The sequence below is a fragment of the Verrucomicrobiia bacterium genome, from assembly GCA_035574275.1.
In the GTDB taxonomy this organism is placed as follows: Bacteria; Zixibacteria; MSB-5A5; order DSPP01; family DSPP01; genus DSPP01.
The window spans coordinates 1-16,049 of the sequence record DATLYY010000043.1 but is presented as its reverse complement, the minus strand read 5'-3'; the positions used below and the strand labels follow the sequence as shown (position 1 = coordinate 16,049).

General features: G+C 53.7%; 11 protein-coding genes. 7 read left to right on the top strand and 4 right to left on the bottom strand.

Annotated elements, in window-relative coordinates; translation table 11 throughout:
• The 4 genes from VNL73_06760 to thiD form a co-directional block, all read left to right on the top strand.
• On the top strand, positions 1-1,499 hold a 1,499-nt coding region (locus VNL73_06760; protein ID HXF49109.1), incomplete at its 5' end, for a lamin tail domain-containing protein.
• Positions 1,477-2,289, top strand: a complete 813-nt coding sequence (locus VNL73_06755) for a hypothetical protein (GenBank protein ID HXF49108.1) — start codon at positions 1,477-1,479, stop codon at positions 2,287-2,289. The genes VNL73_06760 and VNL73_06755, both read left to right, overlap by 23 nt.
• Before the next feature lie 1,119 nt (positions 2,290-3,408).
• Positions 3,409-4,506 carry a quinolinate synthase NadA gene (gene nadA, locus VNL73_06750; GenBank protein ID HXF49107.1) on the top strand — a complete coding sequence of 366 codons (1,098 nt, stop codon included), beginning with the start codon at positions 3,409-3,411 and terminating at the stop codon, positions 4,504-4,506.
• Positions 4,503-5,294 (top strand): bifunctional hydroxymethylpyrimidine kinase/phosphomethylpyrimidine kinase, encoded by a 792-nt coding sequence (gene thiD, locus VNL73_06745; protein ID HXF49106.1) that lies wholly within the window; start codon positions 4,503-4,505, stop codon positions 5,292-5,294. Before nadA ends, thiD begins: the two co-directional genes overlap by 4 nt.
• Here the strand turns inward: thiD and VNL73_06740 are convergent.
• From VNL73_06740 to VNL73_06730, 3 genes are all read right to left on the bottom strand, one after another.
• Positions 5,291-6,853: a diguanylate cyclase gene (locus VNL73_06740; GenBank protein HXF49105.1), complete on the bottom strand. Its 1,563-nt coding sequence runs from the start codon at positions 6,851-6,853 to the stop codon at positions 5,291-5,293. The genes thiD and VNL73_06740 overlap by 4 nt on opposite strands.
• Before the next feature lie 319 nt (positions 6,854-7,172).
• Complete coding sequence (locus VNL73_06735; GenBank protein ID HXF49104.1) at positions 7,173-8,981, bottom strand: carbon starvation CstA family protein; 1,809 nt, start codon at positions 8,979-8,981, stop codon at positions 7,173-7,175.
• Entirely contained in the window at positions 8,978-11,470 is a 2,493-nt protein-coding gene (locus tag VNL73_06730; GenBank protein ID HXF49103.1) for a sugar phosphate nucleotidyltransferase, read from the bottom strand. Before VNL73_06730 ends, VNL73_06735 begins: the two co-directional genes overlap by 4 nt.
• On the opposite strand from VNL73_06730, the gene VNL73_06725 reads away from it, so the two are divergent.
• From VNL73_06725 to VNL73_06715, 3 genes are read left to right on the top strand one after another with little or no spacing between them, the layout of a single operon-like run.
• Complete coding sequence (locus VNL73_06725) at positions 11,436-12,395, top strand: TIGR04255 family protein (GenBank protein ID HXF49102.1); 960 nt, start codon at positions 11,436-11,438, stop codon at positions 12,393-12,395. The two genes, VNL73_06730 and VNL73_06725, sit on opposite strands and share 35 nt — an antisense overlap.
• A gap of 12 nt (positions 12,396-12,407) precedes the next feature.
• Positions 12,408-12,938, top strand: a complete 531-nt coding sequence (locus VNL73_06720) for a hypothetical protein (GenBank protein HXF49101.1) — start codon at positions 12,408-12,410, stop codon at positions 12,936-12,938.
• Positions 12,939-12,950: 12 nt separating this feature from the next.
• Entirely contained in the window at positions 12,951-13,331 is a 381-nt protein-coding gene (locus VNL73_06715) for a hypothetical protein (protein HXF49100.1), read from the top strand.
• A 38-nt stretch (positions 13,332-13,369) separates the two neighbouring features.
• Here the strand turns inward: VNL73_06715 and VNL73_06710 are convergent, their stop codons facing one another.
• Complete coding sequence (locus VNL73_06710) at positions 13,370-15,493, bottom strand: dehydrogenase E1 component subunit alpha/beta (protein ID HXF49099.1); 2,124 nt, start codon at positions 15,491-15,493, stop codon at positions 13,370-13,372.
• Between the last annotated feature and the right edge of the window lie 556 nt (positions 15,494-16,049).

Sequence of the window (16,049 nt, the reverse complement as noted above, 5' to 3'; positions counted from 1 at the left end):
GCACCGACACCTCCCGCCTCGATTCTGGCGCAGTGATTCTGCCGCCGTCCGGTTTTGCCGTCATTTCCCGCAAGCCGCTGTTCGAAACGGAGACGGAAAACTCCTTCGAAAAACAGTGGGGCAACAACTCCGGCACTTGGGGCGACCATCCGTCCGAAAATTACCCGCTGCTGAAGGGGAAATTCTCTTTGACCAACACCTCCGACCGGGTTGTTTTGTTGTATCAAAATGTGCCGGTCGACGCCTTCATCTGGTCGGCGGATGCCGGCGACGGCCAATCCTGGGAGCGCATTTCTCCCTCGAATCCGGCGGCCGTCCCCAATATCGATACTTGCGGCGCCCCTTCCGGCTCCACCCCCGGAAAAGCCAACTCGGTTGTCCCGGTGGCCAACGACTTGGCTGTCGAAGAACTGACTGTCCAAAACTTGACCGGCTCCGCTCCCCGCCTATCCGGCACCGTCAAAAACGTCGGCCTCGATTCGACCTCCGCCCGCTATCTCTTCTTTTCCCTCGGCCTCCCCGGCGACACCGGCTTTACGATCGCGCAACTGCTGGACTCCACCCTTGTTGCCCCCCTTGCCGTCCAGGAGAGCGCCGGCTTTTCCATTGATTTGACCCTTCCTGCCGGCTATCAGCGTGTAATCATATCCCTCCCGCCGGACGGGCGCAACGAAAACAATTTCACGGCGGTCAATTTGCGAATCGGTACAATTGCCCCAACCTTGCTCATAAACGAATTTCTCCCCGACCCCGAACCCCCCCTTGAATCGGAATGGATTGAAATTTTCAACGCCGCCGACACCGCCGTGGAACTCTTCGGCTGGAAATTGGGGGATGCCAAAAGCCAAGTCGCAATCAATCCCGACTCGATAACTATTCCGCCAAAAAGCTTTGTTGTAGTGGTTGAAGACAAACAAAATTTTCGAGCATTTTATCCGAACATTCTCGTTCCAATTTTTGAACCCTCAAGCTGGCCGGCTTTGAACAACGACGGCGATACGATAAAGTTAATCGGCCCCTTCGGACAGATGGAAGATTCCACGGGTTACAAAAAGGGTTACGGCGGCAACGTTTCCTACGAGAAAAAAGACCCGGCCGTCCCCTCGGACAACTCCGCCAACTGGTGGCGCTCGGTGGCAGCCATTGGCGCCACGCCGGGAGGGCCGAACTCCATCGCCGCCGTCTATTCTGAAAATCTGCAGGTCGATATCGCTCCCAATCCCTTTTCTCCCGATGGCGACGGCTTTGACGACGAAGTGGCGATAAATTTCACCCTCCCGTTCCAGGCCAATCTCTCCGCCAAAATTTATGACGTGAACGGCCGGGAGGTGAAAACGCTTCTGGACAATTCCCCCGCCGTATCGGGGCAACTGCGCTGGGATGGAAAAGGGAACAACGGAAAAACTCTGCGTTCCGGCATTTACGTTTTGTTTATGGAATCCTCCGGCTCCGCCCGCCTGGCCAAAAAAGGGACCCTTGTCCTGGTTAAGAAAAAGTAGCCGGCTGGTCGCCTTTCTTTCCCTTTTTTCAACGGCGCAGGCCGCTTTCGAACGCTCCGGTTTGAGCCCGGCCTCCAGCGCGCTGGGGGGAAGTTACTTCAACCCCGAACCGGAGGCCGTTTTCTATAACCCCTCCCTGTTGAGTTTGCTTTCGAACCGTGAAGTCGGCTTCTGCCACCAGCGGCTTTTTGGATTGGACGAGCTTTCCTCCAATCAAGCCGCAGCCGCCTTTCGGATGCGAAATCTACACGTTGGCCTCGGCTTTTACTCCTTCGGAAAAAGCGATTACTATCTCGAAAACGGCCTCTGGCTCTCCGCCGCTTTGCCCCTTTCCCGCTTCATCTTGGGCGGCTCGGTCAAGGGGCTTTTGGTTTCCTACGGCGGAAACTATTCCTCCGACAAAACGGCGGCCTTGGATTTGAGTCTGCTTGCGGAAGTGCGACGCCTTCGCGTTGGAGCCGTCGTCCAGAATATTCCCTTGGCTCCCGGCCGGCCCAATTCCATCCTCCCCCCGGCCTTGTTCGTCATCGGCGCCTCGGCGCAGGCCACCGAAAAAGTCACCCTCTTCGCCGGAGGCGTCACTCAAAAAGATGGAAAAGAGGGGTTGAATCTCGGCCAGGAATACCGCCCGGCGGAAACTTTGGCCCTCCGGGCCGGTTTTCGCACCGCCCCGGCCCGCTACAGTTTCGGCTTCGGCGCGAACTACAAACTCTTTTCGTTTGACTACGGCTACACCAGCCACCCGGAACTGGGGGGTGAAAACAGCTTCGGCGTAAGAATCAAATGGTAGAGAAGATCTTCAAATCTCCATTGTCATTCTGAGCGAAGCGAGGAATCTGGATGGAGCGGGCCGGACGAATCACTAATCCCCAATCTCTAATCACTGTTTTATTCTGTCCCCCTGTATTTAAGGGGGGCGGAGACGAAGTCCCAGGGGGTGGTTTTGTAGGGCAGGTCCCCGTGCCTGCCTGTCTTTGTTTTTTCGTCTTTCGTAGGGGCACAATATATTGTGCCTTTTACCCCCTCTCCGCATCGGAGAGGGGGCCAGGGGGTGAGGTTGCAAATTCACCCCAACTTCGGGTGAGAATTTCACAGCGGGTCTTTGTAGGGGCAGACCAATGTGTCTGTCCTCTCCCTCCTCCAAAATCACAACTAATTCGGAGTGAATATCGCAGGGCGGGCCTTTAGTAGAGGGACGTGGTTCGGGCCAACCCCCAAGCCGCAAACCCTCTTTAACAGGGGTTGGGTTCGGGGTCAAATCTCGATTCTCGATTCTCCAATCTCTGTATTTCGTGCATCGGGTCGGCTCGGCGCAACTGGCGTGTCCGGGCCGAACCCCAAAAGGACAAGGGAGCCGGTATGGCAAAGAACACGGATTCCCCACCCTTGCGGGGTTGATTTCCCCCATTGCCTGGGGGAAAGGACAGCCGCTTTTTTTAGCTAAACCGCCGCTTCTCCTTGAAAGGGAAAGCGGACCTAGACCAGACGCGCCTGGGCGGCGCTTGCCGCGCCTAAGGCAGAACAAAATAAACAGGCAGGCCGATGGAGAGGACCTATCATATAAAACATGTCCCGACTCCACTTTCACGGCTGTTTTAAAACCCGTCGCACGAAACAAAAGAAACAAAAAAAGGAAAGGCGAGAGGGCAGGCCAATGGCCTGCCCCTCCCTCTCCTTAAAAACAAATGTCTTGTCCCCTCTCCCTTTAGAAGAGGGTTAGGGAGAGGTTGCATTTCCGCCTGCAAAATCCCCCCGATTTTGCGGCGTTCAAAAAAATCCCGCTACACCTCCGCTCAAAATTTCCAAATTCACAACTTTTTTCCTCCCGTTTTTGCCAATCTCCAATCTCAAATCTCCGCCTTTCTTCGCCCCTTGACTTCCCATAGAGCATTCCTGACATTATTAATGTATGACGACCTTTGCCGCCAAGACGGTGGTGCCCCAGGAATACAAGGCCCTCCCGCCGGAAGTGCTCAAGCAAAAAATCGCCGCCAAGAAGAAGGAATGGGGAAAAAAGCTGGTGATTTTGATGCACCACTACCAAAGGAAGGAAATTGTCCCCTTCGGCGACCATTTAGGCGACTCGTTCGGATTGTCCCAAAAAGCGGCTGCGGAGGTGGAAGCGGAACATATCGTTTTCTGCGGGGTGCATTTTATGGCGGAATCGGCGGATATTCTGGCCCGGCCGGAACAGCATGTCTATTTGCCCAATCCCTACGCCGGCTGCCCGATGGCGGATATGGCCCAAATCGACGACGTCTTCTTCGCTTGGGATGAAATTTCCCGCCTCATCCCGGCTTCCGAAATCACGCCGGTCTCCTATATGAATTCCGCCGCCGTCTTGAAGGCCTTCTGCGGCAAAAACGGCGGCATCATCTGCACCTCCTCCAACGTCACCAAGGCTTTCAACTGGGCGACTGCTCAACGGCCGAGGATTTTCTTTTTCCCGGATGAAAATCTGGGGCTGAACGGGGCGCGGATGCTCGGCTACGATCCCTCTGAAATAATCATTTGGGATTTCAAAAAGGAATTGGGAGGGAATTCTCCCGAAGCCATAAAAAATGCCCGCTTGATTCTCTGGAAGGGATACTGCCACGTGCATACCAACTTCCGTCCGGAGCACGTGGAAGAGATGCGGATGCGTTATCCCGGCATCAAAATCGTCGTCCATCCGGAATGCATTCCGGAAGTGGTGCAAAAAGCGGATGTTGCCGGCTCCACCACTTTCATCGTCAAATACGTCAAAGAACAACCTCCCGGCTCTGTGATTGCCATCGGCACGGAACTAAATCTGGTCTCCCGGCTGGCGGACGAGCACCCCGACAAAAAAATTCTGGACCTCTCCGGCCAGACCTGCCCCATCTGCGTCAATATGTTCCGCACGACTTTGGCCGATTTGGCCTTCACCCTCGATAATTTGGGAAAAGTGAACGAAATCATCGTCGAAGAGGATGTTAAAAAAGACGCTTTGCTGGCTCTAAATAGGATGCTTGAGTTTTTGAAGTGAAAAAATTCCCCATCGCTTTAACCATCGCCGGCTCCGATTCCGGCGGCGGGGCCGGCCTTCAGGCCGATTTGAAAACCTTCGCGTCCTTCAAGGTTTTCGGCACCTCGGTTGTCACCGCTGTCACCGCCCAGAACACCCGCGAGGTTCTGGATTCCTGCCCGATGTATCCGGAGGAGGTGGAAAGCCAGCTGGAGGCGATTTTTGACGATTTCAAAGTGGCGGCGGTCAAAACCGGGATGCTGGCGGATGCCGACATCGTTTCCGTGGTGGCCCGCAAGTTGAAATCGGAGCGGATTCGCAATCTGGTCGTCGACCCGGTGCTGGTTTCCAAATCCGGCGCGCGGCTTTTGACCGTCGAAGGGGCGGAGGTGATGGTGAAAAAACTTTTTCCCTTGGCCGCTTTAATCACCCCCAATCTGCCGGAGGCGGAAACGCTTTCCGGGATGAAAATCAAGAGCGAAGAAGATTACCGCAAAGCGGCCCAAAAACTTCTTGGCTTCGGCCCGCACGCCGTGGTGATAAAAGGGGGGCATCGCGGCGGCGACGCCAACGATTTTTTCTTTGACGGCAAAAAAAGCTTCTGGCTGAAAGCCCGCCGGGCCAAGGCCAAAGCGGTGCATGGCTCCGGGTGCATTTTTTCAGCCGCCATTTGCGCCAACCTGGCACGGGGCAGGCCGCTTTTCGCCTCCGTATCCGCCGCCAAGGGTTTTATGAACCGGCTTTTGGCCTCTCCCCTAAAACCGGGGCGCGGGCATTGGGCCGCCGACCCGCTTTTGCAAAGCCGCTAAATCGCGCAGACGTGGTTCCGGCCGCTCCCCTTGGCCCGGTAGAGGGCTTGGTCGGCCACCTTGATGATTTCATGCTCGGCGTAGCCGTTTTCCGGCCAGGTGGTGATGCCGACGGAGACGGTGATGTGCATCTCCGAAAACTCGCCGTAGTTGCCGAAGGAGGTCTCCGCCACCATGGCGCGGATCCGCTCGCCGATGATGAAGGCGTCCCGCTTGTCGGTCTGTGGCAATATCACGGCGAACTCCTCCCCGCCGTAGCGGGCCAGGATATCCGTGTCCCGGATGCAGGTATTAATGACCCCCACCAGTTCCCGCAAAACGACGTTGCCGGCCTGGTGGCCGAAGCGGTCGTTGGTCTTCTTGAAATAGTCGATGTCAATCATGATCAAAGAGACCGGCTGGCGGTAACGGCGGGAGCGCTTTAGTTCATCGATGAGCTTGGCGTTGAAGTAGCGGAAGTTGTACACGCCTGTCAACGGATCGACGATGGAAAGCTCCTCCATCCGCTGGTGCATGACGGCGTTTTCCAGGGCCATCGCCGCCGAGTTGGCCAGAATGGAGAAAATCTTCTGATCCTTGTCCAAAAAGGCACCCACCTGCCGGCTTTCGGCCGAAAGCACCCCGATCACGTTCCCGCGCGAGGTCATCGGCACCATCATCTGCGAGCGGGCTCCGCGCAGCCCCGGAACGTAGCGGGGATCCAGTTCCGTGTCGAAAACCCGCTCGGCCCGGCCGGTCTTTACCACCTGCCCGATGATTCCTTCCAACTCAACCACCGGCGGGTCCTTGTACGTCTTCTTTTCCCCCGAATCCAGCCGGGCCTTTAAGAGCAGCCGGTCCTCTTTGATGTTCAAGAGCATGACCGAGCAGGCCGGATACCCCATCACCCGCCGGGTGATGTTCAAAATCTCGTCCAAAACCTCCTCCATATTGTGGATTTCCCCCAGGGCGCGGCTGGTTTCGTACATCGTTTCCAGCTGCACCTGCGAGCGCTCCAGCTCGGTGGTCCGCTCGTTCAGGGTGTCCAGCGCGCGCAAAAGCCTTTCTTCGGAACTTTTCAGATAGCGGGAGATGACCCCCACGGCGACGGCGAAAAACCAGAAGAAAAAAACCCGGATGCCCAAATCGCCGAAGAAAATGCGCTCCAGGGTCTGGAGATTGGCAGCCAGGTAGAAAGCGGTGGCAAAGGTGGCCAAAACCAGCCCGAACCGGAGGTTGTGGTAAAAAGCGCCGAAGGAGATGGCGAGATAGTAGAACAGATAAAAATCGGAGGCCAGCCCGCCGGTGGCATGCACCAACGCCGTAATGAAGGCCAGGTCCAAAAAGAGGGTGGCCTGGTAGAGCCGGTTGCGGGGGACTTTTTTCCAGCGGGAGAAAAGATAGAAAAGGGTCAAATGCGCGCCGAAGCCGGCCAACAGCCAGCGGGCCAGCTCCAAATCAAAAGCGGCATCGGAAGCAAAGGCGGTCCAGAAAGCGATGCCCAAAATGGTGATGGCCCGGTTGGCGATAAAAATGGCATCGACCCGGGCAAACAAGGTTTTGGTAATCCGTTCGTGCATACCCCCGCTTTAGCTTTCGCTCAAGCTTTTCCCTCCGGTGTCAAAATTCCCTCCAGATTTCAAGACCATTTTTTTAGCGCGCATATTTTTCTGCGAACCGGATGCCCGCTGGAAGGCCTTGCCTGTGCGCAACGCCCTCTTCGGGCGCACCTTGCCCGCCGTTCTTCTTATCGGCAGAAGTAGCTAAGTATTAAAGGGTTACAAACGGGGGTAAGGGAAAAATCCCATACTTGAAACAGAGACCCGTATCGGGCCATTCCAATTGCCGCCTTGGGGCCAAATCGCAGATTGCAAAAATCAATTCAAACGAGGAAGCTCCCTACTTTCCCGTTGCCGGAGCGTAGGCCGCTTCCGGCTTAACCGGACGAATCCAGCGGCGAAGCGAATCAAAAAAAATGATAACTACCGAGGCAATCATTATGGCTGTCAAACCGGCGTTCAAATATCCCTGAAAGGCGAAGCCGGGCTTTTGGGCCAGGGGAAAAAAATTATCAAAAATCGAGCGGATGCCGGCAAACGTGGTCGTGGTGGCCACAAAACTCAAAGGCAAAAGAGTAACCCAGGCGAAGCGGGGCTTGCCGGAGTTGATAATCACCGTGGTGCCGACGCAGAGGGCGATGGAAGCCAGAAGCTGGTTGGCGATGCCGAACATCGGCCAGATGGTGGAGATCGTTCCTTTCAGAATAAAATAAGCCCAGCCGCAGACCACCAAAAAGCTCGTCAAAATAGCTCCCGGCCACCAGTCGGTTTTGGCAAACGGCTTGTAAATTTTGCCGAAAAGCTCCTGCATAATAAAGCGGGCCACCCGCGTGCCGGTATCGATGGTGGTCAGGATAAAAAGCGCCTCGAACATAATGGCGAAATGGTACCAATAGGACATCAACCCCTTCATTCCGGGAATGGAGGCGAAAATCTGCGCCATGCCGACCGCCAGCGAGACCGCCCCGCCCGGCCGCCCGGCCACGTTTTCCCCCACCTCCCGGGACAGTTCCGGCAGATTGACGGTCGCCATTCCAAGCGCCTCGAACTTTTCGGGCGGGACGTTGATGGCGAAATAATCGGCCGGAAAGAGGGCCGAGGCGGCAATCAGGGCGGTGATGCCGACGAACCCCTCCATCAGCATCGCTCCGTAGCCGATCATCCGGGCATCCGTCTCACGGTTTATCATTTTCGGCGTGGTGCCGGAGCTGACCAAAGAGTGAAAGCCGGAAATCGCCCCGCAGGCGATGGTGATGAACACAAAAGGATACAATTTTCCGGGAATAATCGGCCCGCCCCCTTTGACGAACTCCGAAAAAGCGGGCATATGCAAAGTTGGGGCGACAACGATTATGCCCACAGCCAAAAAAGCGATGGTGCCGATTTTTAGATAGCTTGAAAGATAATCGCGCGGGCAGAGGAGCACCCAGACCGGCAGGACCGAGGCGATGAAGCCGTAGGCGGCCATCAGAAACGTGATTTCGGTTTTGTCGAAGGTGAAATAGGGGGCCAAGGAGGATTCCGGAATCCAGCGTCCCACAAACACCGCCAGAAAAAGCCCGGCCACGCCAATTAAACTTCCCTCCACGATTCGGCCGGGGCGGATTTTGTAAATCCAGAGACCGACGAAAAGGGCCAAGGGAATCGACATCGCAATCGTGAAAGTCCCCCAGGAGCTTTCCCGCAGGGCGTTCACCACCGCCAGACCGAGGCCGGCGAGCGCGATGATGACGATGAAGAGAATCGCAATCGCCGCTATCAATCCGGAGACGGGAGAAATCTCCGTCCGGGCAATTTCCGCAAGCGAGCGGCCGTTGCGCCTTATCGAAGCCGCCAAAATGACGAAGTCCTGCACGGCTCCCCCCAGAACGACGCCGATTAAAAGCCACAAAAAACCGGGGAGAAAGCCGAACTGGGCCGCCAAGACCGGGCCAATCAAAGGCCCGGCGCCGGAGATGGCGGCGAAGTGGTGGCCGAAGAGAACCCATTTGTTGGTCGGGTAATAGTTATGCCCGTCATTCAGGGTATGCGCGGGGGTAGTGCGATTCGGGTCCAAAGCCAAAACTTTGGCGGCGATGAAAGCGGAATAAAAGCGATAGGCGATGGCCATCACGCACAAAGCGCCGATGACAAAGGGCAACGCATTCATTTCTGCCAATCCTCCACCAATTTTTTATATTCGTCCAAAAGCTTTTTTGCTTTCTTTTCCTCCTTTGCTTCGACAAAGAGATTAAAATACGCCTCCCGCCGGTCGGGGGCGCCCAAAATCCAAAAACCGTCCCCCAAAATCCGCACCCCATCGATGAGCTGCCGTTCGGAGGATTCCGAATGGCTCATCAGCTTGCGCATCACCTTCCCCTTTTTCCCCCAGGCACAGGGGATGCGGTCGGAAAGCAGGTTATAATGGTCGATTTTTTGGGCCAGCTCGGCCAAGCTCTTGCCGCTTTTGGCCAAAAGCTCCAATATTTTGGCGGCGGAAAACATCGCGTCCGCCCCGACTTGAAACTCGGGGAAAATGAACCCCCCTTTCGTGCCGCCGACCAGCCCGACGGTCTCTTCCCGGGCGGCCTTCATCATCGAAAGATGGTCGTTTCCCACGCGCTCCACGCTTGCCCCGTGCTTTTGGGCGATTTCCTCTACCCCCATCGAGGCGACCACGGGGACGGCGATTTTTCTTTTGTTTTGGCCGGCCATAAAAATTTCGGTCACAATCAAAAGCAGCCGGTCGGGGTCGATTTGGGCCCCCTTGGAATCGACCACGTCAATCCGTTCCGCGCCGGGGTCCACCAAAAGCCCCAAATCCGCCTCCACCGAGCGGACGATGGAGGAAAGCTGCGCCAGCGCTTTGGTTTTGGCCTCCTCCGTGGGGGAAAATTTGGTGACATCCGGGTAGGAATTGAGCGAAATGGTCTCGATCCCCAAACTGCCGAAAAGGGAGGGGAAAACCTCCGAGCCGGAGCCGTAGGAATAATCGATAACCACCTTGAAGCGGGCTTTTTTTATCGCCTCCAAGTCAAGCCGGGTCAAAAACTCCTGCCGGTACGCCTCCAAGACCCGCACCGGAAAATCGAGATGCCCCACCTCGTTCCAGCCGGCGCGGGGAAAATCCTCACGGAAGAAAAGCCGCTCCACCGCTTTGATTTTGGCTATGGGCAAATCCATTCCCCCCTGGTCGAAAAAGACGATGTCGGTCGATTTCAGATCCGCCACGGCATGGCGGACGAAAATTCCGCCCCGCTCCTTGCCGGCTTTGAGCAGAAAGCGGACGACCGGAATAGGCATCTGGCGCAAGTCCTCCACGCTGGCCCCGGCGGAGAGCAGCCCGCAAATGCCGGCGCGGTTGATCATCCGCGAAACTGGGGAGGCATCCCGACTGGTGATGACGGTGGAGTTTTTTCCGAGAAAAGAGCCGAAGGCGGCCCCCAGCTTGACCACGAACTCCGGCGTTATTTCCAGATTCGCCAGCCCGGTCACTTTGGAATCGGTGAAAAGCTCCCGGTTCCATTTTTCCCCCCAGACCAGATTGGCGGTGACCACCGCCTTTTCCTCCACTTTTTTCCCCGGCCAGATTTTGACGCCGGGGGCCAGCCGCGCCCCCGCGCCGATTTGGGCTTCGTCGGAAATCAAAACTCCCTGCTCCACTTCGGCTTCTTCGCCGACTCTTACCTCCGCCCCCACGATGGCGCCGGTTATTTTGGCTTTTTTGCCGATTTCGGCTTTTTCCCAGATTATCGAGTTCTCAATCCGGGCTTCATCCTCCACAGCCACGCCGGGGCTTAAAATGGAATTTTTCAAAAACACCTTAGGGCCGATTTTGCTTTTGACGCCAATGCAAACCGTCCCCTCGGTTTCGGCGGTTTCATTCAGTTTCACGCCTTCCCCTATCCAGAGATTTCCATTTTTAGATTTATCTCCCGCCATCTCGATTTCAACTTTCCCGGCCAGAATGTCGGCGTGGGCTTTGAAATACTCGTCTATATTGCCGACGTCCTTCCAGTACCCTTTGGCCACATAGCCGAAAAGCGGCTCTTTATCAGCCAGCATTTTGGGAAAAAGGTTTTGGCTGAAGTCGAATTCCTGCTGGTCCGGGATTTTATCCAATACCTCGTGATTCAAAACGTAAATGCCGGTGTTGACTGTGTCGGAGAAAACCTGTCCCCAGGAAGGTTTTTCCAGAAAACGGGTAATTTTCCCCGTTTCGTCAGTCAAAACGATGCCGTAGGAAAGGGGGTTTTCCTGCCGGGATAAAACTATAGTGGCGGATGCCTTTTTGTTTTCGTGAAACTTCACTGCCGTGGTCAAATCGATATCGGTCAAAACGTCGGCGGAGATGACCAGAAAGTCCCCTTTTATCAAATTGGCGGCATTTTTGACGCTTCCGGCCGTGCCGTAATCCGCCTCGGCCATTTGATAGGCCATTTTCAGCCCGAAGCGTTTGCCGTCCTTGAAATATTCCTTGATTTGCTCCGCTTGATAGAAAACCAAGGCCACCGCCTCGATAAAGCCGTGTTTTTTCAAAAGCCGGACCACCTGCTCCATCAGGGGCACCCCGCCCACCGGCACCATCGGCTTGGGGCGGTTGGCGGTAAGCGGGCGCAGGCGGGTGCCAAACCCCCCGGCCATTATTACGGCTTGCATAGTCCCTTCAAAGAAATCGGAAGCCGGGCAAACGGCAAGGGGTATTTTGGTCAAAGTTTCTGCAAAAAGTGGGGACTTGATTTTTTCATTGATGAAGGTTACAATTGGGAGCGGAAATGGGATTCATTCCACTATTCTTTCAGGGGGTAAAATTGCTTATTCTATTTTTGCTATAGCGAAAGATATGAAAATATCCAGAAAATATAAAAAACCTCCAATCGTCGAGGTATCGTGCGAATTCCGTTTTAAGGTTAAAGATCCAAATGACCTTACTGTACCAGGACGTTTTTACAATAAAGTGGAAAAGCTTTATCCTCTAAAAGATGAATTGCTTGGGTTTGAAATGGGTATTGAAATGAAAGCAAAAGATATTCAACAACAGGTAAGACAGCGGATGCTTGGAATGGAATACAAATCAAAAGAAGGAAATGAATTAGTGAGAGTGGCCCCGAATCAACTTTCAGTTCATCGTTTACCCCCTTATCCCTCATGGGAGGGTTTTTCGCCTGTTGTAAAAAGTGCTTATCAGGAATTCCAAGAAATTGTCCAGCCAGAGTCGCTGGAACGTGTGGGATTGCGCTACATAGATAGAGTGGAAATACCTAGCAAAGAATTTGCTTTGAAAGAATATTTCAGAATATATCCCGAAACACCAGAAAGCGGCCTCACGAATTGTGTACATTTTTTAATGCGAATGGAATTTCCTTTCAATAGTGATAGGGATATGTTGCGCGTTATGATGCTCGACCAAGAAACCACTTCGAGGGACAAAACAGCAATTCTATTGGATTGGGATTATTTTCTCGTAAAGCCTGAACAAATCGAAATGAATAAAGTTTGGGAATGGGTTGAAGAAGCCCACAACCACATTTTAGAAGCATTTGAGCAATCTCTCACCGATTCCTGTCGAAAACTGTTTGAATAACGGACATTATCTATGACTGTTCTTGAAAGCGACCGCTCAAGGCATCTGTTTGATATCTCATCAAAAGATGAATTGTGGTTTTACATGAGTACTTTGCCAAGAAAATGGGGAATACAGGTTAGTCTTGCCAATTATACTGCGTCTTCTGCAATGCCTTTTCTGGCAAAAATTGAAAGAGAGATCCTCGAAGAAAAAAGAAGGAGCGCTTTTTTAACTGCGAGCTACAGGCTAAAGAGGCGTTTTACTATTAAAAACGTTGAGGTAGAGCAGTTTCTTTCAAAACATTCTGAAATTCTTTTCCCCCTCCTAGAAGCGAGTGAAGAAATTAATAGAATATTTTCCAGAAACGCAGATGAGCTTTGCTTGAGTTTTGAAAGAGACCCTGAGGAAGATTTTGAAACTCTTTTTGTGGTAATTAAAACAAGCCTACCTTCTGAAAAAGCACTTGAACTACTTGAAAAATTTGATGAAGAATGGTGGCTTAATATCGACAATGAAATAAAAAGAATTCTGCAGGTAGATATTGAAGTTGTCTCAAGGTAATGCAGGTTTATTATGGCTTTTGACTGGGCATTATACGTAAAGTTAGCAGACGAGCTCATAAAATATCAAAGAACTACTAGCTATTCTGAAGCATATTTGCGTACTTCTATTAGTCGTTCATACTATGGGGTCTTTTGCATCGCAAGGAATTTCTTAGTTACCGCTGGTACGACAATCCCCAGAGCCAATACTCATAAATCTGTTAGAGAAGAATATCTTTCCTCTTCTGATAGACCTAAACAGATAATCGGGAAGAATCTTGGTCGACTCTGGAGGAAACGAAAAAATGCAGACTATGAAAACATCGCTTTTATTAATATTGACGAGGCAAAGTTAGCTCATGCTATGGCAATTCAGACAATGAGCGAGTTAATCAATATAGGAGCGATTTAATCCCTTTGATAATTTCTCAAAATTTTTAAAAAACTCTTCTAATACTCCGCCACGTCTAAAATCGCTTTCAGCACCTTCTTGGGGCTGGGCAAAATCGCTTCTTCCAAAGACGGGGCGTAGCCGACGGGGGTGTCCAAGGCGCCCACGCGGGTGACGGGGGCGTCCAGATAATCGAAAAGCTCCTGCGCAATCCGGGCGGCAATCTCGGCGCCAAAGCCGCAGGTCAAAACATCCTCATGGGCCACCACCACCTTGCCGGTTTTCTTCACCGAGGCGGCAATCGTTTCCCAATCGTAAGGCATTATCGTGCGCAAATCGATGACCTCCACTTCAACCCCCCGCTCCAGCGCTTCCGCCGCGGCCTGCTCGGAACGGTACACCAGCGCGCCGTAGGTAATCAAAGTGACGTTTTTCCCCGGCTTGGTGATTTTCGCCTTTCCGAATGGAATGGTGAAATCCGGCCCGGGGTCGGGGGTGCGGTTGTACGGCTGGCGGTAGAGATGCTTGTGCTCCAAAAATAGAACCGGGTCGTCGGAGCGGATGGCGGTGCGCAAAAGCCCGTTGGCATCGAGCGCGTTTGACGGAAAAAGGATGCGGATGCCGGGGATGTGGGCAAAAATCGACTCCCCGGACTGGGAATGGTACACCGAGCCGCCGTGCAAGTAGCCGCCAAAGGGAACCCGGATTATGGCGGGGGCGGAATTGGCGTTGTTGGAGCGCCAGCGCATCTTGGCCCATTCGTTCACCATTTGCATCATCGCCGGCCAGATGTAGTCGAAAAATTGAATCTCGACGACCGGCTTCAGCCCGCGCGTCGCCATTCCGACGGCGGTGCCGACGATGGTCGCTTCCGCCAAGGGGGAATTGAAGGCCCGCTTAGGGCCGAACGCTTTTTGCAACCCGATGGTTACCTTGAAAACCCCCCCCTTGCCGGGAACCTGGGACAAACTTTCCTCCCGTGAGCAGTCCGCCACATCCTCGCCGTAAATCAGAACTTTTTTATTGCGCGCCATCTCCTCTTTCAAGCAGTTGTTGATGGCAGCGACCAAGGTCAAGGGCTGGGTTCCCTCCTTGAACTTCGGTTCGGATTCGAATTCCTTGGAAGTGGGGTCAACGTCCGGGGAATAAACGTACAGTTCCGCCGTTTCCCCCGCCGGCTGGGGGGAGGCCAGCGCTTCATCCGCCGCCTGGTCAATCTCGGCATCCACTTCTTCTTTCAGCCGGGTCAATTCTGTCTCGGTCAGCACTTTTTCCTTGACCAAAAAATTGGCAAAGGTCAAAAGCGGGTCGCGGGCGTTTTCCTCCGCAATTTCCTTCGGCGAGCGGTAATCCGCCTGCACGTCGGACAGGGAATGGGAATAGGGGCGGATGACGTGGGCATGCACCAAGGCCGGGCCGCGCCCTTCCCGGATGTAACGCTCCGCTTCTTTAATCACCTCGTAGCTTTTCAAGGGGTCGCAACCGTCCACCTCCTTGATGAAAAGGGAAGGAAAGTTGGCCACCAGCTTGGAAATCGAGCCGCCGGCAGTCTGGAATTCCTTCGGCACAGAGATGGCGTAGTCGTTGTCTTCGATTAAAAACAGAACCGGCAGGCGGTAGATGCAGGCGAAGTTGACCGCCTCCCAGAATTCCCCTTCGGAAGTGGCGCCATCCCCACCGGAAACGTAGGTGATTTCGTCCGGGTGAAAATTGGAGGGGCGGTCTTCCGCTCCCAAAACCTCGGCGTAGTAGCGGGTGGCCTTGGCACAGCCGACGGCCTGCAGAAACTGGGTTCCGGTGGGGGAAGATTGGTTGACGATGTTCAGCTTTTTATGCCCCCAGTGGCAGGGCATCTGCCGTCCACCGGAGTTCGGGTCGGCCGCGGAGCCGGTTGCTTCCATTAAAACTTCCGCAGGGGTCATTCCCAAGGCCAGAACGAGCGCCCGGTCGCGGTAGTAGGGGTAAAACCAGTCGTAGCCGGGGCGCAAAGCCATTCCGGCGGCCACCAAAACCGCCTCGTGCCCGGCGCCGGAGATTTGGAAGAAAATTTTGTTTTGTTTTTTTAGGGTGATTTCCTTGTCATCCAGCCGGCGGGAAAGGTACATCAGCCGGTAGATGAAAACCAGTTTTTCCGCCGGCCACCCGGCCACCGTTTTCCCGATTGTCTGCTTTGCCGTCGCCATATCCTTTACTTTCTACGCTTTCCCGAATATGTCCATTTGCCCTCTTGGGGTAAGATATAAAATTTTGAGGGAAAAAAAGTAGGGGAATCTGAGGTCGGCAATTTGAATTAGAAGGGAGGAAGGGTAACCCTTCCTCCCTCAGAACGAAAAGGTTGCACGACTACATAAATGTTAACACACTAGCACGGTACGGGGATAGAAGCACCAGAATAGATATTCTTAAGCAACATAATCACTTCTGCAGGGCTCAAGATGTTGTCACAGTTCTTTTCATCCGCGAGAAAAGCACAGTTTAAAAGCAAAACTATATCTATAAGATTCAAAACGTTGTCTTTTTGCAAGTCCATGCTTGCAACAACTTTACACGGTGGTGGCGGAGGGGGAGGGGGAAAGCCATAGTCATACGCCGAACCAGTATACTGCTCCCCATTAGTGACAGGGTAGGATGAATGGAGTAGATTGTGGCTGAATTCACAAGGAGGATTCAGCGATGCGGAAGCGGGTCTTTGACGGCAAGACCAAAGCGAAAGTAGTTTTGGAGGGGTTGCGGGGGCGT